The sequence below is a fragment of the Marinobacter sp. MBR-105 genome, from assembly GCF_053628895.1.
Genome location: NZ_JBRJHG010000013.1, coordinates 99,956 through 120,241, shown reverse-complemented (window position 1 = coordinate 120,241; position 20,286 = coordinate 99,956). Strand labels below are relative to the sequence as shown.

Sequence of the window (20,286 nt, the reverse complement as noted above, 5' to 3'; positions counted from 1 at the left end):
CCACCGGGCTACCAACGGCCATGTTCATGGCACGTCGGCCACGTACTCCAGGGTGGCATCCAGGGTGATTGCCACGTCCCCGGCCTGCTCCCCGGTGCCAACACTGGTCAGGGTAATCTGCCCTTGAGCTCCCAGAGCAATCGTCCGGACATCTCCGGGCAGGCTCTCATCCACCTCAAACAGCAGCGCATTGGTGGCAAAGCCATGGAGGCGATGGCTACCCGGTACGTAGTCCGACGATTCAATAAACAGCTGAAGCACATAGGGTTTGAAGCTGTCACCGGCATCCACGCCGATCATCAGGAGGCTAACGACCGCCGGTTTGGTTTCCCGGTCCACGGAATACACCAGGCTGTCAACTTCAAAGGCGGCGTAGGTCAGGCTGGCACTGACGTTGCGCCCGTCCGGCAAGGTGAAATTGAATGCACCTCGGTCATTTCCGCTCTGGGATGTGATGTTGCCGGTCAAAGCCGTCGTGGTGGGCGCGCTGCAATCCGGCTCCTTGTCTGCCAGAAGCGAGACTTCGCCAGTCGGCGTCTCCGCCGCCATCGCCTGTTCCAGAACAGCCCTGCGGGCGGGCTCGTAATCATCGTCGCCCGGCTCACCGTTGCCGATGATAAAGCGTTGCAGGCTGGCCGCCGCCTCCTCGGTGGTTCCGGTCAATTGACGAATGCGCGCCAGGCGGTCGGTCAAGGCATTCTCATCCCACTGGGTTTCCAACAGGTTCTCCAGCTCCGCATAATAGGCTGCCCGGTATTCGGGTATCTGGAACAGACGATCTGCGAGCCGGAAGTTGCGATAGAAAACACCGGTTAGCGGCTTGAGCGGATGGTCCCCGCGAAAAGCTGTGTCCGCCCCCCAGGGAATGAAATGGAACAGTCCGTCCTCCGGGTTACGGTAAATATGGAAGTTGTTGGCATTACCGGTGGCAGAATCCCAGGCGCCGAGCAAGGTTTCCACCGCCCAGAAGCGGATGAACTGGTCCACATCGACCAACTGCGGCAACACGTTCAGCATCTGCTCATCTGGCAACGCCAGAGCTTCTGCAACGGCTTGCAGATCGCTTCGGTCGTTTTCCTTTTCGTTGGTCTTCTTCTCGAATCGCTGGCTCAGCCAGGTACCAAAATCGGCAGTCTGCGCCTCATACTGATTGCCCTCATCGTTGCCGAACGCACGGGTCAGGAAAGGCTTTTTAAGAGGCTCGACATTGGTAAACACGCCGAGTGTTTCGCCGTTCACGGTTACCCTGGCGTAGTTGCATCTTGGCGCCGCAATGCCGGCTTCACGGAACTGGTCATACGCCATGCATTGCCTGGCATTGGAAGGATCCTGGCGATTGTTGTTCAGGGTCATCCGTGAGGAATTCTGGTAGGTCCGGCCTTTTTGCAGGTCGTTGAAATCCAACTTGAGAGAGGGAATGCTCGGGCTCAGGGAGCCCATGTAGCCTTTCTTGCGAACAATGACGTTGTCCATCCGATCGCCATCAATCGACACACGCGCGGTAAATTCCGTGTATTCAAACGGCGGTATACACTCGCGATCCGTGCTCGCCAGGGTGCGCCCCTCGGCACGCAGCTTTTCGAAATCATCAGCGGACATACGAATGTCCACGGCCATTATCCGATCCGGGGCGTAAAGGTCGCCATCGCCGCCAATGTTGACCGGCTCAACCGGAGCATCGAAGTCTGAGGGATCAGAAGAATCCGAGCCTCCGCCCCCGCAGCCCTGCAGCACCACCAACGCCATGCCTGCCATTAGCCAGCGGCAGCGCCCCCACGATGTTCTGAATCCTGTTGTTGTCATGAACCACTCCCTGAAGATTGTCTATCGTGGCCGGGGGAAAACCGGCTTCAGGAAGTATTGCGGCTGGAATGCACGGGAGTCTGTAAGACGGTCTTACAGCGTCAGAACGACGACGAGGCAATCAGGCTGGTCAGCAATGCCCGCAGTCGGTTGGGCTTGACCGGTTTATTCAATACAGGAAGATACTGGGCTCGTAACAAGGCTCGCGTCTCGTCACTGCGATCAGCCGTAATGATGGCCCCGGGCAGGTCCATCGCCAGATGTCGCCGCACCGAGTGAATGGCATCAAAACCGGTCTGGCCATCATCGAGATGGTAATCCGCAAGCACGGCTCTCGGAGTCAAGCCGGATTCATCCAGTCGGGCCAGGGCATGATCCCGGCCACCGGCCGTAATCACGACACACCCCCATCGACTGAGAAGCGTCGCCATGCTCTCAAGGACGGCTGGCTCGTTATCAATGACCAGAACCGGAGTTCCCTCAAAACCGCAGTCTGTCGACACGGCCGGGGCAGGCTTCGCAAAGGCCTGCAACGTTGGCACGGGAACGCGTGGCAGCGTTACGGTGAAGCGAGAGCCAAGCCCGGGTCTTGACGCCACGTCAATCCGATAGCCCAGAACCCGAACCATTCGCTCGACAATGGCCAGCCCAAGGCCAACCCCTTGCCTGCCACCGCCCCCCTGCGGCAGGATCTGATGAAACTCGGTAAAGATTTCATCGAGCTTGGCGGCATCAATCCCGACGCCGGTATCCCAGACTTCGAGCCGAACGTCATCATCGCGCACACGCACCGCCAGCATCACACCACCGGACCGCGTGTAACGGAAGGCATTGCTGAGCAGGTTTCGAAGAATACGAGTGAGCATACGTTGGTCCGTGCGCACCATGGCCGGTGAAGAGCGGACCCGAAAACCAAGCCCTGCGTTGGCCGCCACGGCCTCAAACTCGCTGCCGAGACTGCGCGCCAGCTCATCGACGTCGGTATACACCAGATCGGGCTTCATCGCCTGCTGGTCCAGTTTGGAGATGTCCAGCAAATCGGCCAGAAGGTCCTCTGCGCCTTCCAGAGCACGGTGGGCCTGGTGCACCATCCGGCGTTCGGCATCGGGCAGGGTGCTGTCCTGCAACGCCGAGATCATGAGCCGGGCGGCATTCAATGGCTGAAGTAAATCGTGACTCGCGGCGGCCAGATACTTGTCTTTGCTCCGGTTTGCATCTTTGGCGGCATCGACAGCGATCACCAACTCCTGCTCAACTTTCTCGCGCTCTTCAATCTGATAGCGGAGGTCCACGTTGGCGTTCTGCAACGCTTCAGTGCGTTCCTCCACCCGGCGTTCCAGTTCTGCGTTGAGCTGTTCGAGCTTTTCCCGGGCCTGAACGCGGTCAGTGATATCAGCAACAAAGGCCTCCACCACTTCAGGCCCGAGGTCTGGCCGCCGCAGCATGGTCACGGCGACATGGACGGCCGACTGATCGGCCCGACGAAAACGGGCCTCCCGCGCGCTAAGGCTGCCGTAATCCAGCAATTCCTGGCGAATGACATCAAACTCTGCGGCGCTGAAAAAAAGCTGTTCGCGAAGCCGGATCATCCGGTGCTGAAGCTGTTCAGGGCTGTCGTATCCGCAAATCCGCGCCATCGCCGGGTTGCAGGCCAGAAAACCACCCCGCAGATTGGCCTGGAAAATGCCATGCAGCGCGTTTTCGAACAGCCATTTGTAACGGTTGCGTTCCCGCTCCAGCTCCTCAATACGTTCCTGCAAGGCCGGATAATAATTCTTACGCACCGACTGACTGCCAAGTCCCAGCAGATCGCCAACGCCAAAACCACTGTCAGGCGATTCAGAGGGCTTCTTCATAAACCACCTGAACATCCCGAAGCGACGACTTCCTTGGGTTGGTCAGTATGCAGGGGTCCTTTAATGCATAGCCTGAAAGATAGGGGATATCCGATGTCGTCACACCCAGCTCTTTCAACCGGGCTTCGAGGCCGACGGTTTTCTTGAGCGCAACAATACGGGCCATCAGGTGTTTTTTGACCTGGGCATTACTCATTCCCCGGGTATCAATATCCATGGCCTCCGCCACACGCCGGAAGCGGTCTTCGGCAAACGGGAAGTTGTAGGCCACCACGTGCTCCAGCAATAGCGCGTTGCACAATCCGTGGGGCAGGTCCAGGAAGCCCCCGAGGCTATGCGACATGGCGTGTACTGCCCCAAGAATGGCATTTGAAAAGGCCAGGCCCGCCTGCATGGAGGCCAGCATGATCTGCTCGCGCAATACCGGATCCGCCGGGTTGGCAACCAATGGCTCCAGGTTCCGGTTGATCAGCCGGATGGCTTCGAGAGCGTGCGTGTCGGTGAGCGGTCCGCTGCCGGTAGACACAAATGCCTCAATGGCGTGAACCAGCGCATCCACCCCGGTGCAGGCGGTCAGGTAAGCACCCATGGTTTCCGTGACTTCCGGATCAATCAGAGAGACATCCGGCACGACCGCCTTGCTGATAATGGAAAACTTGAAGCGCCGATTGGGGTCCGAAATGATCGCAAACTGGGATACGTCGGCAGAGGTTCCCGCCGTCGTCGGAATCAGTATCAAGGGCGGAGGGGGATTGGTGATGGTATCCACCCCTTCGAACTCCAGAATGCTCCGACCGTGCGTGGCGACAATACCGATGCCCTTGGCACAGTCCATCGGGCTGCCACCACCAATGGCGACGATAACGTCACAGTCATTCGACCGGTACTGCTCGGCACCAGCCATCACCTCATCCACTTTGGGATTGGGGGAAACTGCAGTGTAAGTGGTGCAGGCCAGGCCGGCTTCTTTCAGGAGCGTTTCAATCTCACCAACCCACCCGGCAGCCTGGACACCGGGGTCCGAGACAAGAAACACATGGCGCGCCCCGAAATTGCTGGCAAAATTGGCCACCGATCGGCGTGATCCTGCGCCGAACACGATCTCCGGAGAGACAAACTTTCGCAAAGCAGAAATGTCGTAACTCATGGGGCCTGACGCGTACGGTTGTTGTTATAGGAGTAACTGACATATTAACGCAACTTGGCGAGCGCTTCATCGACCTTTTGGCCAAGGCCGGCTCACTCTGACAGTCTGCGATAGAAGCGCCATAGTGTGTCCAGCATCGTGACCTGATTCTCCGGGGAGCGGAAACCGTGCCCCTCCTCATCAAACCAGACCATTTCGGCGCACTGGCCTGCCGCTCTGAGAGCCGCCACCATTTCCCGGGTTTGCTCCGGCACCACCACCCGGTCCTTTCCTCCCTGAAAAAACAGCGCCGGACACGCAATCCGGCCTGCCTGGAGGGCCGGTGTCCGGGAACGCCAGTTAACACCTCGAGAACCCGGTGGGCCCAACAACCAGTCAAGATAGCCCGACTCGAACCGATGGGTGGCTGCCTTCAGCTTCAACGGTTCGGTCACGCCAAACAGACTGCCGAGACCACGAAATGACTGTCCCGGCTGCATGGCTGCCATCAGTGCGGTATAGCCACCGGAACTGCGCCCCTGGATAAACACCCGCTCAGGGTCTATCCCGCGGCTGGCGCCAAGCGCATGTCTCACCCTTACAACATCGGCAACATCGGCTCGTCCCCAGTTGCCAGCCAGCGCCTGACGATATGCCCGACCAAAACCGGTGCTGCCGGTGTAATTCACGTCCGCTACCGCAAACCCGTGCTGACACCAGAACTGTATCTGGGCATTGAAGGTAGCGTAGGCAGCCGAGGTCGGTCCGCCATGGGCCAGGATGATGAGCGGTGAGGCCTTGGCTGACTTTGCCGGTTGGTACAGAAAGCTTTGCAGCTCGAACGAAAACTGGTCATCTGGAGGCAGGCACAGAGTCTCCGGCCAGACCCAGTCGCGTTCTGCGATCGGTGAAGTGGCCGCACTCAATACCTCCTCCCTTCCGGTGTCCGGATCAATCCTGAGAATGTGATCCGCGCTATCCGGTCGTCGGGCCAGACAAACGAGGCTATTACTCCACGCAGACAGCCACCGGAAATCCGAGTAAGACGATGCCACCCGGCGACGCCGGCCGTCTCGATCAATCCAGAGTTCGGCCCACCCCCTGACATAACGGACCTGTCCCCACCCCCCGCCAGACAGGGGGCAACTATGCCGCTCCCCGAGCTGCCAGGGCGCGTTGGCGTGATCGGCCATGACCTCAGTTCCTGCGGTCCAACGCAGCGAGTGGTGATTTCGATCCACCCGAAACGGCTGCCACCAGCCAAGGTGATCCGACTGAACCCAGAGCTGGCTATCATCGAACTGGGGCTGCTGGACAGACCCGCCTCCCGGCGGTTCCGCAACGAGCGCACCCCGCACATCGCCGTTGGCACCAAGCCGCGCCAGACACAACATGGACCTATCCCAAGGCATGTCCGGGAGCTGCCAACTGACCCAGGCCAAGGCCTTGCCGTCCGGACTGAGCGCCGCCGCGCTGTAGAAGTCAAAACGGTCGTCGAGCACCGTAATCTGTCCAGACGAGTCAATCGCCACCAGGGCCTGTTGATCGCCGTATTCTCGTACGGCCAACCAGCGCTGCCGGTGGGGGTCTGCCACCAGCCCTCCCCACCGTGCCCCGGAGGGAGCGACCAGGCTGAGCCGAACGCCCGTTCCAAGATCCAGCTGCCAGAGACTCTGATCCTCTGCCACCCAGCATATGAATCGCCCCATCACCGCAAAGGCACCGCCACCGTATCCGTTCAGGCGACTGCCGACACCGTTACCGGTCTCGATTCTTCGTGTCCGCTCGCCGTCAAAGCGCCACAGGTTTACACGCCCGGAGCCGGGCTCAGAAGCCAGCCAGTACACTAGCCCGCCGTCGGCTTTCAGTTCCGAAAACTGCTGAGTTTCAAGACACGCCGTGCGGGCCGACAGGATTTCATCCCCGGCAAATGACACGGGAATTCCGGGCGTTTCGGTAGATCAGATCCTCCAGACCAGCCGTCGCGTGATCGGCTGCCGTTCGGGCGGCCAGGATCCGGTCGTGATGTGGTGACTTTCCGCAAACCGGATCGGCATTGTCGGCGTTCCCGGTCAACAGGTAAGCCTGACAGCGGCACCCCCCGAAATCCTTGCCTTTTTCGTCACAGGAACGGCAGGGTTCAGGCATCCAGAGGTCACCACGGTAATGATTGAACCCGGGACTGCGATACCAGATATCCTCCAGCGACTGCTCGGTCACATTGGGAAACTCAATCGGCAGAAGCCGGGCGCTGTGACAAGGCAGCGCCGTTCCGTCAGGGGCAACGGTCAGGAACAGGCTGCCCCAGCCATTCATACAGGCTTTTGGACGTTCTTCGTAGTAATCTGGGGTTACGAAGATCACCTTCATCGGATGGTCCCGCGCAAGCAGATCAGTGCGGTAGCGATTCACGGTGGCCTCAGCCGTTACCAATTGATCTCTCGAGGGCATCAGCCCTTCCCGGTTGGCAAACGCCCACCCGTAGTATTGGCAAGTGGCCAGCTCAACATAATCGGCCCCCAGCTTCTCACACAACGCAAGAATGTCAGGCATCTGATGAATGTTGTGACGATGGATCACAAAGTTGAGCACCATCGGATAGCCCGCCGCCTTGACCGCCCTCGCCATGGCCAGCTTCTGATCAAAGGCCTTTCTGGAGCCAGCCAGCGCATTGTTGAGCTCAGGATCCGATGCCTGAAAGCTGACCTGAATATGATCCAGCCCTGCCTCGGCAAAATCCTGAACCTTCGCCTCCGTCAGTCCCAGGCCCGATGTGATCAGGTTGGTGTAGTAACCCATGCCCCGGGCGCCGGCGATTAACTCCGGCAGGTCTTGCCGCACCAGGGGCTCTCCACCGGAAAAGCCCAGCTGGGCGGCCCCCATTGCCCGGCCTTGCTGCAGCACTTCCAGCCACTGGCGCGTCGAAAGCTCATGCGCCTGATCGGCATAATCCAGCGGATTGGAACAATACGGGCATTGGAGCGGGCAGCGGTAGGTCAACTCAGCAAGCAGCCAGAGCGGGGGACCAACCGTTTCGTGTTCACCACTCATAGCCATTCAATCCAGTGTTGGCGGGTTGCCTCGGCGAGAAAGTCCTCGACGTCGGCTGACAGGGGACCAGCCTCCGGAAACGCCCGCTCCAGAAGCTCGACAATCTCGGTACTGGTGCGAGAACCGTTCACTTCCGCCAGTATGGCACCGGCGCTGCCATTAAGCTTGACCATGCCCTCCGGATACAACAGAACGTGACTTTGCTGTGCCGGCTCCCACTGAAACCGGAAACCTCGACGCAAGCGTGGAACCTGAGCCATGGCTACCTCCTTACAGACCACGATGCCACACCGGCTGATCTGTCACTGTATGATAGGGCGGTGTCTCGTGAACATACGCCATGGTCATGGCATCCAGCATGGTCCAGAGAATATCGAGTTTGAATTGTAGGATCTCGAACGCACGCTGCTGGTCCGCGGCCGAGACAAAATGATCCAGCGTAATACTCAGACCATGCTCCACATCCCGGCGCGCTTCAGAGAGGCGTTTGCGGAAATACCGATAACCCTCCGCCTCAATCCAGGGATAATGATCTGGCCAGCTGTCCAGACGAGACTGATGAATCTCCGGCGCGAACAGCTCGGTCAGCGAGGAACAGGCAGCCTCCTGCCATGTGGCCCGACGGGCAAAGTTGAGGTAGGCATCGACCGCAAAACGGACACCCGGTAACACGTGCCGCTGATCAATCACCTCCTCTCGCGTCAGGCCCACAGCTTCGGCCAGAAGCAACCAGGCCTCAATGCCTCCGGCATCGTCATCATGACCGTCGTGATCCAGAATACGCTGCAACCACAGACGACGAACGCTGGCATCCGGGCAATTCGCCATGATGGCCGCATCCTTCTGGGGGATGTTGATCTGATAGTAATAGCGATTTGCCACCCACCCCCGGATCTGGGCAGGCGTGCACCCACCGCTGTACATGGCCCGGTGGAATGGATGATGGATGTGGTAGTAGCCGCCCTTGGCACGCAGCGCGGCCTCGAAATCGTCCCGAGTCAGGGCAGGCGTAACTTGTGCGTTCATGGCGGACCTCACAGGTGTATGTGCATGCCATCCCACGCCACCTCGATACCATGCGCCGCAAGCTCAGCGCGCTCTGGCGAGGCCTCATCAAGGATGGGATTGGTATTGTTGATGTGAATGAGGATCTTGCGCGCGCCCGGCAAGGTGTCCAGCAGCTCAATCATGCCACCCGGCCCGGCCTGCGCGAGATGCCCCATCTGTTGACCGGTTTTGGTGCCGACTTCCTGGCGGATCATTTCATCATCATGCCAAACGGTACCATCCACCAGCAGCACGTCAGCTCGGGCCATCCAGGCTTTGATCCGGTCATCCGGCTGCCCCAGACCGGGCGCGTATAAAACGCTCTGACCACTGACGGAGTCTTCAATGAATAGGCCAATATTGTCGCCAGGGTGCGGCTGGTCTCGCCTTGGAGAATACGGCGGAGCGTTACTCAGGAGCGGAATAGCCGTTAGCGCCAGAGTTGGCGCGCACGGTATCGTGAACGCCGTATCTTCGTTCGGCTCAATGGCTTGCCAATTGAGGCCGCCATTCCAGTGCCGGAGCATCTCGAACAGCGGGAAGCCGGTGGACAGATCACTGTGCACCTGCGAAGTACACCAAACGCCCAGCGGCAGCCCTTCCCGCAGTGACAGCAATCCGGTGGTGTGATCAACCTGACTGTCCATCAGGACGATGGCCGAGATTCCGGTGTCGCGTAGCGAACGCCCCGGCTGCATGGCTGGAAAGTCCGCAAGCTGGGCCCGGATATCCGGTGAGGCATTGAAAAGAATCCAACGCTCTCCATCGTCGCTGATGGCAATGGATGACTGGGTCCGGGCAAGGGCCTTCAGGGTACCGGCCCGAAAACCGGCACAGTTCCGGCAGTTACAGTTCCACTGGGGAAAACCGCCCCCGGCCCCTGAACCCAGAATTCGAATCTGCATGGCAACCTCCCGAGCAGAACGCAAATAGCCAGCCCGGGGGCTGGCTATTCGTGGCTCAGCGGTTAGCGAAGTACATAGTCACTTCAAAACCGATGCGAAGGTCTTCATAAGCTGGCTTGGTCCACATGATGCTCACCTCTTGTCATGATTGTTAGTGCTTGGCATTTATGGGCACCGCAGGCAAGCGCCCACGATCACTTTCATGCTAATCACAGTGCCTGCCACGCCATATGGTACTTTGGGACCGTTTTTGCCCGCCTGAAAGTAGCAGACCTTTGGCCCGGAGGTTGAATTGAGCCCCACCGGCCGCGCCCTACCATGAGAGAAACAATAACAATCACAGGAGACTTCTCATGGTGGGGCGCCTGATGCTCTTGCTCTCACTGGTGTTCACAGCCTCTGCCTACGCGGCTGAGCCGCTACCGGAGCCCGGGGCCGTCATTCAGTCTCTGTTTCCATCAGCAACCGTCATTGAGGACAAGTTGCCGGACTTTCCCGTCTACCCCGTGTACCAGCTCCAGGAACTGCTGGGCTACGCCTATGTCTCAACCGATTTTGTTACCTTGCAGGGATTCGCGGGCAAGCCGATCACCATGATGATCGGCCTGGACACCAAAGGCCGATTCACGGGCGTCGAGGTGCTTCACCATCACGAGCCTGTATTTCTGCATGGCCTGGGCGAAGCACCTCTGAACGAATTTGTGGCGCAGTATGAAGGGCGGTCCCTGAAAGACCAGATCATCGTTCAGGCGTCCAGTCGTTCCAGTCGCGACACAGGTGGCCAACAGGTCTACTTTGATGGTGTGAGCAAGGCCACGGTTTCTGTGCTGATCATCAATGACACGATACTCTCCTCCGCCTTGCAAGTTGCCAGAAGCAAGCTGGAAGGGTTCGCCCAGGCGGCCCCCACAAGGGCCCGACAAGATTATTATGAGCCTCTGACCTGGCAACAACTGCTGGACCGCGGCTACGTCCAGAAGCGGACACTCTCAGCGCAGGAGGTGGAGGCGAAGCTGGGCCGCCCGCTGATGGACTACCCAACCGACCTGTCGCCTCCATCCGGCGAGGCATTTACAGAGATCTATTTTGCCTATGTGAATTCACCCATGGTGGGGCGAAACCTGCTTGGCGACGAAGGCTACCAATCGTTTCAGGAACGCCTGAATGATCGAGGCAAAGTCATTATGGTGATGTCACAAGGCGTATATCCTCATGTCAACGAAGCCTTTGTGCCCGGCAGTACGCCCAGCCGAATCGGTCTCACTCAGAATGAGCTGGCCATCGAGATGAGGGATCTGAACTGGCTCGAACCGAATCAACAGATTATGGCTCCGGGCGCACCCGATATGGCCGCCATGAACCTGTTCCGGGTCGGCGGCAATGCGGGCTTCAACCCGGGTTCCGAGGCATCGTTCCATCTGGACATCACTGCGCCACGAAATCACCTGATCACCGACCACGCACGCTTCACGCTGCCCGTGACTTTTTCCCCGGACCTGTTTGAACCGGTCGAGGTGGCACCAGACTTTAATGAAGGCCAGCAACCGGTTTGGATTGGGCTCTGGAAAGAACGATGGTGGCAGATCAGCCTGCTGGTTACTGGCCTGACCATACTGACGGTGTTCTTTGCGCGCCAGAAAACCCTGACACGCTATCCCCGGCTGGTGCACGGCTTCCGCTGGGGCTTTCTGCTCTTCACGCTCTTCTTTATTGGCTTTTATGCCCAGGGGCAGCTTTCGGTCGTTAACATCTATACCTTGTTGCTGGCTCTCTGGGATGGCTTCTCCCTGAACGTATTTCTGCTGGACCCGGTGATATTCATTCTATGGACCTACACCTTTGTCACCCTGTTTATCTGGGGGCGCGGGCTTTTTTGCGGCTGGCTCTGCCCGTTTGGCGCACTTCAGGAACTGGTCGCGTGGATAGGTCAGCGGCTCGGATTGCGGCAGATAAAAATACCTGAGAGATGGCACCGACGGCTCATCCTGTTGAAATACCCGATACTTGCCGGGCTTGTGACCACCGCGTTCTTTTCACTGACCCTGGCCGAGCAACTGGCTGAAGTGGAGCCGTTCAAAACCAGCATTACTCTGTATTTCATCAGGCACTGGCCATTTGTAATGTACGCCCTCGCCTTACTGGCGATCGGCCTGTTCGTTCACAAGTTCTACTGCCGTTATCTGTGCCCGCTGGGAGCAGGACTGGCGGTGCTGGGGCGACTGCGAGTGTTCAGTTGGCTGGAGAGGGTCAAACGCTGTGGCCAGCCTTGCCAGCATTGCAAAAACGAATGCGGTATCAACGCTATCCGCAAGGATGGCCGGGTGGACTACGACGAGTGCATCCAGTGCCTGGAGTGCGTTGTGATTCTGCGGGACCAGAATCAGTGCGTAGACGCCATTGTTCAGGCCAAACAGCGGCAGAAACAGGCGCGGATTCTGGCCACAGATGCAGCAGGGGCGTAAACGCCCCTGCACTCAGCGCCCCAGCGAATAGAATTCCGGGTTGGCCCGCATGCTGGTGACATTGGCCATGCGGTTGGACAGACCGAAGAAGGCCGTGATGCCTGCAATATCCCAGGCGTCCTCATCGGTAAACCCGTGCGCGCGCAATGTGGCAAAGTCGTCCTCATTCACGGCATAGGCCGACTGCGACACTTTCACGGCAAAATCCAGCATCGCCTTCTGGCGCTCGGAAATATCCGCTTTGCGATAATTCACCGCCACCTGATCGGCAATCAGTGGGTTTTTCTCCCGGATCCGCAAGATTGCGCCATGAGCTACCACGCAGTACTGGCACTGATTCAGGTTGCTGGTCGCCACCACAATCATCTCGCGTTCAGCCTTGGTCAGGTTGCTCTCCTTCTCCATCAGAGCATCGTGGTAATCGAAGAACGCTCTGAACTCGTCGGGGCGATGTGCCAGCGCCAGGAAGACGTTAGGAATGAACCCCGACTTCTCTTGCACTTTCAGAATCCGGTCACGGATATCGCTGGGCAACGAGCCCATCTCTGGCACCGGAAACCGGCTGATCGGTTGTTCTTTTGGGTCCGACATTCTGCATCCTCTGTTGTTTTCAGTCTGTTCAAAACGCCGGTTAACCGGCGACCGGAATCACCACGCGGCCCCGCAACTTGCCCTCGAGCAACTGTCCGGCGGCACCGATAGCATCGTCAAAGGACACCTCGGTAATCATGCTGTCCAGAAGCTCCGGGGACAGGTCCTCGGCCAGACGCTTCCAGGCGTACAGACGATCAGCTTTCGGAGCCATAACACTATCAACACCGCAAAGGGTCACGCCTCGAAGAATGAACGGAGCGACTGTAGCCGGGAAGTCCATCCCTGCCGCCAGACCGCAGGCAGCAACAACACCTCGATACTTCATGGCCGCACAGACATTCGCCAACACTTGTCCGCCGGCCACATCGATAGCCCCCGCCCAGGTTTCACGGGCCAACGGCTTGCCGGGCGCCGTCAATTCAGCCCGATCCAGAATCTGCTTCGCCCCCAGGGACTTAAGATACCCTTCCTCTTCGGGCCGGCCGGTTACCGCAGTCACCGAGTATCCGAGTTTAGCCAGGATCGCTACCGCCACACTCCCAACACCTCCGGTTGCTCCGGTTACCAGGATGTCACCTGAATCCGGCTTGACGCCCTGCTTCTCCAGGGCGATCACGCATAACATGGCGGTGTAGCCCGCGGTGCCAATAGCCATGGCCTGGCGCGGGGTAAACGGTGCTTGCAACGGAATCAACCAGTCTCCGGAGAGGCGTGCCTTCTCAGCCAGCCCGCCCCAGTGTTTTTCGCCCACATCCCAACCGTTCAGCACGACCTGGTCGCCGGGCTTGAAATCCCGATTGTCGGATTCCGTCACAACCCCGGCGAGGTCAATACCAGGCACCATGGGATAGGTTTTGGCAATCGGCGCCTTGCCGGTAATCGCCAGCGCATCCTTATAGTTCAGGGTGCTGTAAGCCACTTCAACCGTGACGTCGCCTTCCGGCAACTGGGTCTCGTCAACAGACTTCAGGGCCACCTGCTGATCACCCCGACTGCCTTCAATCAGAATTGCTTTGAACATGTTGCCTCCCGCTCTCCGTTTAATCAGTGAACTTGCGTATCGAGCTCTCAGGCACTTTGTACAAGCGCCATGAATCCATGGGAAAACCGGTCCAGCGGCTGAGCTGACTGCTCCAGTTTAGCCCTGAGCACAGCGCCCTCCCAGCCAATCCAGAAAAACTGCGCTAACGACTCGCAGCACGCGCTTTGCGGGATATCACCCGCTTGTCGGGCCTGCTGAAGAACTCGGGCAACCCGGGCTTCCCAATCCCGAAAAGTATCGCTCAAAAGCTCGCGGAAACTTTCCGGGAGGGCCGCCATTTCCTGCCCCAGATTGCCGATCAGGCACCCTCGCCGGTAGTCGTATTTCTTCATGCCCGCTTTGGCGTCCTGAACAAATGCCTCCAGCCTCGACAGCGGTGGCCGGGAATCGTCAGCGAAGGATCGCTCCAGTTTACGGGCAAAGAAGTCACCGTAGGCTTCGATCAGCGCCCGGCCGAACGCTTCTTTGTTATCGAAGTAGTGATAAAACGACCCCTTGGGTACGCCGGCCAGCCTCAAGATTTCGTCGATACCGGTATAGGAATAGCCCTTCTCGGTCAGCACTGCCAGCCCGAATTCAATCAACGCCTGCCGGGTATCCTGATAGCTGACGTTCTGGCTCTTGGGTGGCCTGCCGCGCCTGCGTTGGGGTGTCTTGGATTCTGCCATTACGCTTACTTTAGACCGCTCGTCTACAAAAACCTGAGATCACTTTAGACCAGTCGTCTACAAAAAACAAATGTCATAAAAAAAGGCCCTGGGAAGGGCCTAAGGAGAGTGGTAAAACATCCCGGGCTCCAGCAGGAGCCACCCGGCAGACGCCGGGCTCAACAAAAGCACCGTCCTTGTGCGGTCACACGAAAAAGGGGCCGATGCAGACAGCCCCGACGCATCCGGATCAGAAGAATCCCAGCGGGTTGGTGTCGTAGCTCACCAGCAGGTTTTTGGTTTGCTGGTAATGATCAAGCGCCATCTTGTGGGTCTCACGACCAACACCCGAGCGCTTGTAACCGCCAAATGCCGCGTGGGCGGGGTAGGCGTGGTAGCAGTTCATCCACACCCGGCCAGCCTGAATGGCACGCCCCATGCGGTAAGCCCGATTGGTGTCACGGGTCCAGACGCCCGCTCCCAGACCAAATTCGGTGTCATTTGCGATAGCCAGTGCTTCTTCTTCGGTCTTGAAGGTGGTCACCCCAACAACCGGTCCAAAGATCTCCTCCTGGAACACTCGCATCTTGTTGTCACCCTTGAACAGGGTCGGCTGGATGTAAAAACCGTTGTTGAATTCATCGTCGAGATGTTCACGGTCACCGCCGGTCAGGACAACCGCCCCTTCCTGCTTGCCGATTTCCATATACGACATAATCTTGTCGAACTGTTCTTTCGAGGCCTGGGCACCTACCTGCACTTCGGTGTCCAACGGATTACCGCGCTTGATCGCCTTGGTGCGCTCGACGACCTTTTGCATGAATTCCTCAAACATGTCTTCCTGAACCAGAGCCCGGGAGGGGCAGGTGCACACTTCGCCCTGGTTGAAGAACGCCAACACCAGACCTTCAACACACTTGTCAATGAACTCAGGCTCAGCCTTCATGACATCGGAGAAGTAGATGTTCGGCGATTTGCCACCCAACTCGACGGTGGAAGGAATGATGTTTTCAGCCGCACACTTCAGAATGTGGGAGCCAACCGGGGTAGAGCCGGTAAACGCGATCTTGGCGATACGTTTGCTGGTGGCGAGCGCCTGACCGGCCTCAATACCGTAACCGTTAACGATGTTGAGTACACCCGGCGGCAACAGGTCGCCGATGATTTCCATCAGAACCAGAATACTGGCAGGAGTCTGCTCGGCAGGTTTGAGCACCGTGCAGTTACCCGCTGCCAGACAGGGGCCCAGCTTCCAGGCCGCCATCAGAAGCGGGAAGTTCCAGGGAATGATCTGACCAACCACACCGAGGGGCTCATGGAAATGGTACGCCACAGTGTTGTGGTCAATTTCGCCCATATGGCCTTCCTGAGCACGAATACAGCCCGCGAAGTAGCGGAAATGATCAGCCGCCAACGGAATGTCTGCGTTCAGGGTCTCGCGCACCGCTTTACCGTTGTCCCAGGTTTCAGCAACGGCCAGCTTTTCAAGGTTGGCTTCAATCCGGTCCGCGATTTTGAGCAGAATATTGGAGCGTTCGGTTGGGGAGGTTTTGCCCCAGGCTGGAGCTGCTTTATGGGCGGCATCCAGGGCAAGCTCAATGTCCTCTGCCGTCGAGCGCGGGATCTCACAGAACGCCTCGCCGGTAACGGGAGTGATGTTCTCGAAATACTGGCCTTTAACCGGTGCTACCCATTCACCGCCAATGTAGTTCTCGTAGCGGGATTTGAAAGAAACAACGGAACCGTCCTTTCCTGGTTGTGCGTAGATCATGACATTGACCTCATTGTTGTGTTTGTCGCTTGCCAACGCGGCCTTCGCGTTTACCTATTCAATGTAGTCGTGAAACCAGGATTGGTGAATGATCCCAAGGAGGCGAAAAACTCATCCCTTGGTAGTAGATTTCGGGATCAGCAGTTGCTTGCGAATTACCGGCTCCCCAAAGAACAATTCCCTGACTGCTCAATTTCGATGTCAGGGAATCACCTCTCGCTGAAACAAAAAAGGTCGCCCCGGGCGACCTTCTTATCGTTCGGATCAGTTACTGGCGATCCGGTCTTTGGGCAACTTGAACGTCCACACCATGCCCCCCTGATTGAAGTTTTTCACCACCTTGGCAACTTCTCCCCCCCAGAGCGGAACCGCACCACCCCAGCCAGAGGCCACGGACACATACTGCTCACCGTCCATGGTCCAGGTGATCGGAGTACCAACCACACCGGAGCCTGTGTTGAAGCGGTAGAGCTCTTCGCCAGTCTTGGCATCAAACGCCTTCAGATGCCCTTCCGGCGTGCCGGTGAAGACCAGACCACCCGCCGTCGTCATCACACCGCCCCACAGGGGGGCCGTATTCTCATAGCGCCAGACCTCTTCACCGGTCTTTGGATCCATAGCCCGCAGAACGCCGATGTAGTCATCGTTGGCCGGCTTGATAGTAAATCCAGCGCCCAGGAACGCCGCACCCTTTTTGTAGGAAACCGGCTCGTTCCAGATATCCATGGCCCATTCATTAGACGGTACATAAAACAGTTCCGTCTGTTGGCTATAGGCCATCGGCATCCAGTTCTTGCCACCCAGGAATGCGGGCTGTGCCACTACGGTCTCGCCCTTGTTGCCGTCGAGATCCGCGGGGTCACCGGGACGACCGCCCTCGGCAAAGATCGGGCGACCGGTTTCCGGATCCAGCCCTTCGGCCCAGGTGATCTTGTCCACGAACGGGAAGCCACGGATGAAGTCGCCGTTCTCGCGGTTCAGCACGTAGAAGAAACCGTTACGGTCGGCGGTAGCCGCCGCTTTGACGGTTTTGCCGTTCTCTTCGTAATCGAAGGGGATCAGCTCGTTGACGCCGTCATAGTCCCAGCCATCGTTCGGAGTGGTCTGGAAGTGCCACTTGATGCTGCCGTCGTCCGGGTCGATCGCCAGACGGGAGGAAGAGAACAGGTTGTCGCCGGGGCGCATGTGCGAGTTCCAGGGCGCCGGGTTACCGGTACCGAAGAACAGGGAGTCGGTATCCGGGTCGTAGGTGCCACCCAGCCAGGTCGCAGCACCGCCGTTCTTCCACATTTCGCCGGGCCAGGTCACACCTGCCTTGCCGCCGGAAATGCCGTTCTCGACTTTCTTGCCGTCCTTGTAGACGTAACCCATGTGGCCTTCAACGGTGGGACGGGTCCACACCAGATCACCGGTGTTGGCGTCGTAGGCCTCCACCTTGCCGACGATACCGAATTCTCCACCGGACACGCCGGTGATGACCTTGCCTTTCACTACGATTGGCGCGGCAGTAATCGCATAGCCGGCCTGGTAGTCAGCCACCTTCTTGATCCACATCGGCTTGCCGGTGTCCTTGTTCAGGGCAACCAGCTTGGCGTCAAGGGTACCGAAAATCACTTTGTCACCGTAGATGGCGGCACCACGGTTGACCACGTCACAGCAAGGCATGATGCCGTCCGGCAGGCGGGCATCGTACTGCCAGATTTCCTCGCCGGTTTTGGCATTAATCGCGTAGATACGTGAGTAGGAGGCGGTCACGTACATGACGCCGTCCTTGATCAGCGGCTGGGATTCCTGACCCCGCTGCTTCTCGCCCCCGAAGGAGAACGCCCAGGCAGGCTGCAGGTACTTCACGTTATCGGTATTCAGGTCTTCCAGAATGCTGTAACGCTGGCCCTGGGTGCCCATGCCATAGCTGACTATGTCTTCCGGGGTGTTGTGATCGTTGAGGATGTCTTCGTCGGTTACCGCATGGGCGCCGTAGGAAACAGCCATGGCCAGGGCGCTGGCCGCAATGCGAATCCCGAACTTGTTGGTTCTCATGGTTGCGCTCTCCAAGTCTCTTGTTGTCGGTTCTCTTGAGTTCGTTTCAGGCCGAACCGGGAACTTTTCCCGCCTCTGGTACGATTCTTCGCTTTGTGAAAAAAACCAACAATTGCTCCCCGGAACAGGTTTCCTCATCACTTGGTAGTACTACTTCCCAAATCTCATGAGCCTGCGAAGCAACGGGGTGCCTCAGAGCTCCCCTTCCGCCCGGGCAATGGCCTGTTCATCCAGGAACGCCCGGTAATAGCCCGGCACGCTGTAGCGAAGATTCTGGCTGGCCATGAGTTCATTCATCTCTCCGGATTTCACCAGCCTGTCGACGATGGCCTCGAGGGCATAGCCCAGTTGCCGATGGGTGTGTTTGATCGCCATACCCACATCCCATACCTGCTTGCCAATGCCAGGAAAACCGTTACCGGCCGACTTGAACCCCTCGTTCTCGGGCTTGGCCAGTTCGTGATCAATCTCCGAACGCATGGCCATGACGGCACTCACCTCGCCCTTGCGCAGTGCCTCGAAGGCTTCGGCGACTTTGTGGTAGTGGCGAACGTTCTCTCGCATGCGACCGCCAAAAGCTGACGTCAGGTAAAAGTCGGGCAGGGTGTCAATCTCGACGCCGATGGGGTTGTACTGAAAGACTGCCACGGTTTCGACGCTCTCGAGCTTTTCGGGGTTGTAGGCGATCTGCCAGGTTTCCTGCTGGTAGGGACCGAACAGCACCACCTGCTCGTTGATGTACTCGCCGGTGGAATCCTGCATGTAGGCGTAGGTCTTGTCGTAGGGCACGCGCAGCATGACATCGGCCAGCCGTTGCTTGGCCAGGTAGTGCCCTTTCCATACATTGTTGCGCAGGTCGTCGCCGAGATTTTCGTCCGGAATTATCCAGTGCACCTTGAATTCCACGCCCATTTCCTCGGCAATCCGGCGGCCGAGTTCGATGTCGATGCCCCGGGGCTCACCATCAACCTGATAGGAATACGGCGGGAAATTCTCGTAAACGCCGACTTTCAGATAGCCGGAGTCCAGGATAATGTCGTAGGTGCGCTCGGCAGGTCGATTGAGGAGTTCGTTTCCGTCGTTAACCTCCTGGGCCAGAACCATCTGTACAAGCAGAAACAGGGCGAGTATTCGAGACAGTGTTTTCATTGTTTTCTCCCAACGACGAAGGGCCGGCACAGGGCCGACCCGAATTCAGGCATTCATATTGATAGGGGCCGCGCTCATCACTCCGGCTTGGGGAGGGATTCCACATAGGTGCGGATAGCCCACATGGCGTTCTGGTCCATGCTCTTTTTCCAGGACGGCATGCCACGATCGGTGCCATTCATCACCCGCCCGATGTAGTACTCGTCATCCCATTCGGTGAGTTCCCGAAGATCTGGCGTTAGCCCACCGGACATTGCGCGGATACCATGACAAGCGGCGCAGTTACCAGCGTAGGCACTCTCGCCAACCTTGACTGCCTGGGTGTTGAACTCGCCGAACTCGTTACCTTCGCGGAAAGGATTCTCGGCGCGGACGTCATCGCCCAGTTCCGGCAGATTGCCCGTATCCACTTCCTGTGGTGTGACGTTGCCGTGCGCAATGGCGAAACCGGCCAGGCCAAGCATGGCCGCAGCCACGATTGCTTTGAGTGAAAAGGACATTGCCATTGGTCTTACCTCTGTTTTTGGATTCCCCGTGGTTGGCTGTTGGATTTATCGGTTGCCAACTTGCTGATCTCCAGTCTAGGAATCCCCTTGCCCAATCCGAATGCCACTTTGGGGTTTTTGGCTTAGTTCCTTGGTAGTAGACGGTCGGAGCGAAGGCCAAAGCACGAGGCATCCGGCAAAACCCGGAAACTGACCACTTTTCATGATGAAGGCTGCGTTTCGGGAACTTTTCCCGGTTTTTAAGGCTATTTTCCCGCAACCCGGGTGGCTTTTTCCGTCGCCACCAG

The 20,286-nt window shown here is 58.2% G+C and carries 17 protein-coding genes; 1 reads left to right on the top strand and 16 read right to left on the bottom strand.

Annotation, left to right across the window (positions count from 1 at the left end):
* Nucleotides 1-24: 24 nt before the first annotated feature.
* From ACSSVV_RS15365 to pqqA, 9 genes are all read right to left on the bottom strand, one after another.
* Entirely contained in the window at nt 25-1,803 is a 1,779-nt protein-coding gene (locus tag ACSSVV_RS15365) for a CotH kinase family protein (RefSeq protein WP_454106506.1), read from the bottom strand.
* 101 nt (nt 1,804-1,904) lie between these two features.
* Nucleotides 1,905-3,659, bottom strand: a complete 1,755-nt coding sequence (locus ACSSVV_RS15360; RefSeq protein WP_454106505.1) for a hybrid sensor histidine kinase/response regulator — start codon at nt 3,657-3,659, stop codon at nt 1,905-1,907.
* Entirely contained in the window at nt 3,643-4,806 is a 1,164-nt protein-coding gene (gene ercA / locus ACSSVV_RS15355; protein ID WP_014422645.1) for an alcohol dehydrogenase-like regulatory protein ErcA, read from the bottom strand. Before ercA ends, ACSSVV_RS15360 begins: the two co-directional genes overlap by 17 nt.
* A 92-nt stretch (nt 4,807-4,898) precedes the next feature.
* The gene (locus ACSSVV_RS15350; protein ID WP_454106504.1) at nt 4,899-6,722 is read right to left on the bottom strand and encodes a prolyl oligopeptidase family serine peptidase; all 1,824 of its coding nucleotides are present in this window, start codon (nt 6,720-6,722) and stop codon (nt 4,899-4,901) included.
* Nucleotides 6,703-7,836 carry a pyrroloquinoline quinone biosynthesis protein PqqE gene (gene pqqE / locus ACSSVV_RS15345; protein ID WP_454106503.1) on the bottom strand — a complete coding sequence of 378 codons (1,134 nt, stop codon included), beginning with the start codon at nt 7,834-7,836 and terminating at the stop codon, nt 6,703-6,705. The genes ACSSVV_RS15350 and pqqE overlap by 20 nt, the downstream gene beginning before the upstream one ends.
* Nucleotides 7,833-8,096 (bottom strand): pyrroloquinoline quinone biosynthesis peptide chaperone PqqD, encoded by a 264-nt coding sequence (pqqD, locus tag ACSSVV_RS15340; protein ID WP_023009649.1) that lies wholly within the window; start codon nt 8,094-8,096, stop codon nt 7,833-7,835. The genes pqqE and pqqD overlap by 4 nt, the downstream gene beginning before the upstream one ends.
* A 10-nt stretch (nt 8,097-8,106) precedes the next feature.
* Complete coding sequence (pqqC, locus tag ACSSVV_RS15335; protein WP_014422649.1) at nt 8,107-8,862, bottom strand: pyrroloquinoline-quinone synthase PqqC; 756 nt, start codon at nt 8,860-8,862, stop codon at nt 8,107-8,109.
* A gap of 8 nt (nt 8,863-8,870) precedes the next feature.
* Nucleotides 8,871-9,788: a pyrroloquinoline quinone biosynthesis protein PqqB gene (pqqB, locus tag ACSSVV_RS15330; RefSeq protein ID WP_454106502.1), complete on the bottom strand. Its 918-nt coding sequence runs from the start codon at nt 9,786-9,788 to the stop codon at nt 8,871-8,873.
* 55 nt (nt 9,789-9,843) lie between these two features.
* Complete coding sequence (pqqA, locus tag ACSSVV_RS15325; protein WP_007153157.1) at nt 9,844-9,915, bottom strand: pyrroloquinoline quinone precursor peptide PqqA; 72 nt, start codon at nt 9,913-9,915, stop codon at nt 9,844-9,846.
* A 226-nt stretch (nt 9,916-10,141) separates the two neighbouring features.
* Between pqqA and ACSSVV_RS15320 the strand changes: the two genes are divergently transcribed.
* The gene (locus ACSSVV_RS15320; RefSeq protein WP_454106501.1) at nt 10,142-12,250 is read left to right on the top strand and encodes a 4Fe-4S binding protein; all 2,109 of its coding nucleotides are present in this window, start codon (nt 10,142-10,144) and stop codon (nt 12,248-12,250) included.
* A gap of 12 nt (nt 12,251-12,262) precedes the next feature.
* Here ACSSVV_RS15320 and ACSSVV_RS15315 read toward each other — a convergent pair whose 3' ends face one another.
* The 7 genes from ACSSVV_RS15315 to pedF form a co-directional block, all read right to left on the bottom strand.
* Nucleotides 12,263-12,841, bottom strand: coding sequence for a peroxidase-related enzyme (locus tag ACSSVV_RS15315; protein WP_023009645.1), 579 nt, complete (start codon nt 12,839-12,841; stop codon nt 12,263-12,265).
* Between the two features lie 40 nt (nt 12,842-12,881).
* The gene (acuI, locus tag ACSSVV_RS15310; protein ID WP_454106500.1) at nt 12,882-13,865 is read right to left on the bottom strand and encodes an acrylyl-CoA reductase (NADPH); all 984 of its coding nucleotides are present in this window, start codon (nt 13,863-13,865) and stop codon (nt 12,882-12,884) included.
* Between the two features lie 47 nt (nt 13,866-13,912).
* The gene (acuR, locus tag ACSSVV_RS15305; protein ID WP_206853429.1) at nt 13,913-14,554 is read right to left on the bottom strand and encodes an acrylate utilization transcriptional regulator AcuR; all 642 of its coding nucleotides are present in this window, start codon (nt 14,552-14,554) and stop codon (nt 13,913-13,915) included.
* 229 nt (nt 14,555-14,783) lie between these two features.
* The gene (gene exaC, locus ACSSVV_RS15300) at nt 14,784-16,304 is read right to left on the bottom strand and encodes an acetaldehyde dehydrogenase ExaC (RefSeq protein WP_014422655.1); all 1,521 of its coding nucleotides are present in this window, start codon (nt 16,302-16,304) and stop codon (nt 14,784-14,786) included.
* A gap of 264 nt (nt 16,305-16,568) precedes the next feature.
* Complete coding sequence (locus tag ACSSVV_RS15295) at nt 16,569-18,344, bottom strand: PQQ-dependent methanol/ethanol family dehydrogenase (RefSeq protein ID WP_454106499.1); 1,776 nt, start codon at nt 18,342-18,344, stop codon at nt 16,569-16,571.
* Between the two features lie 192 nt (nt 18,345-18,536).
* The gene (locus tag ACSSVV_RS15290) at nt 18,537-19,493 is read right to left on the bottom strand and encodes a substrate-binding periplasmic protein (RefSeq protein WP_454106498.1); all 957 of its coding nucleotides are present in this window, start codon (nt 19,491-19,493) and stop codon (nt 18,537-18,539) included.
* 77 nt (nt 19,494-19,570) lie between these two features.
* On the bottom strand, nt 19,571-19,999 hold the full coding sequence (pedF, locus tag ACSSVV_RS15285) for a cytochrome c-550 PedF (RefSeq protein ID WP_226595898.1): 429 nt from the start codon (nt 19,997-19,999) through the stop codon (nt 19,571-19,573).
* Between the last annotated feature and the right edge of the window lie 287 nt (nt 20,000-20,286).

Bases quoted from the DNA above. Each gene is read 5' to 3' on its own strand.
- ACSSVV_RS15365 (WP_454106506.1), bottom strand. From the start codon at position 1,803: ATGACAACAACAGGATTCAGAACATCGTGGGGGCGCTGCCGCTGGCTA.
- ACSSVV_RS15360 (WP_454106505.1), bottom strand. From the start codon at position 3,659: ATGAAGAAGCCCTCTGAATCGCCTGACAGTGGTTTTGGCGTTGGCGAT.
- ercA (WP_014422645.1), bottom strand. From the start codon at position 4,806: ATGAGTTACGACATTTCTGCTTTGCGAAAGTTTGTCTCTCCGGAGATC.
- pqqE (WP_454106503.1), bottom strand. From the start codon at position 7,836: ATGAGTGGTGAACACGAAACGGTTGGTCCCCCGCTCTGGCTGCTTGCT.
- pqqD (WP_023009649.1), bottom strand. From the start codon at position 8,096: ATGGCTCAGGTTCCACGCTTGCGTCGAGGTTTCCGGTTTCAGTGGGAG.
- pqqC (WP_014422649.1), bottom strand. From the start codon at position 8,862: ATGAACGCACAAGTTACGCCTGCCCTGACTCGGGACGATTTCGAGGCC.
- pqqB (WP_454106502.1), bottom strand. From the start codon at position 9,788: ATGCAGATTCGAATTCTGGGTTCAGGGGCCGGGGGCGGTTTTCCCCAG.
- ACSSVV_RS15320 (WP_454106501.1), top strand. From the start codon at position 10,142: ATGGTGGGGCGCCTGATGCTCTTGCTCTCACTGGTGTTCACAGCCTCT.
- ACSSVV_RS15315 (WP_023009645.1), bottom strand. From the start codon at position 12,841: ATGTCGGACCCAAAAGAACAACCGATCAGCCGGTTTCCGGTGCCAGAG.
- acuI (WP_454106500.1), bottom strand. From the start codon at position 13,865: ATGTTCAAAGCAATTCTGATTGAAGGCAGTCGGGGTGATCAGCAGGTG.
- acuR (WP_206853429.1), bottom strand. From the start codon at position 14,554: ATGGCAGAATCCAAGACACCCCAACGCAGGCGCGGCAGGCCACCCAAG.
- exaC (WP_014422655.1), bottom strand. From the start codon at position 16,304: ATGATCTACGCACAACCAGGAAAGGACGGTTCCGTTGTTTCTTTCAAA.
- ACSSVV_RS15295 (WP_454106499.1), bottom strand. From the start codon at position 18,344: ATGAGAACCAACAAGTTCGGGATTCGCATTGCGGCCAGCGCCCTGGCC.
- ACSSVV_RS15290 (WP_454106498.1), bottom strand. From the start codon at position 19,493: ATGAAAACACTGTCTCGAATACTCGCCCTGTTTCTGCTTGTACAGATG.
- pedF (WP_226595898.1), bottom strand. From the start codon at position 19,999: ATGGCAATGTCCTTTTCACTCAAAGCAATCGTGGCTGCGGCCATGCTT.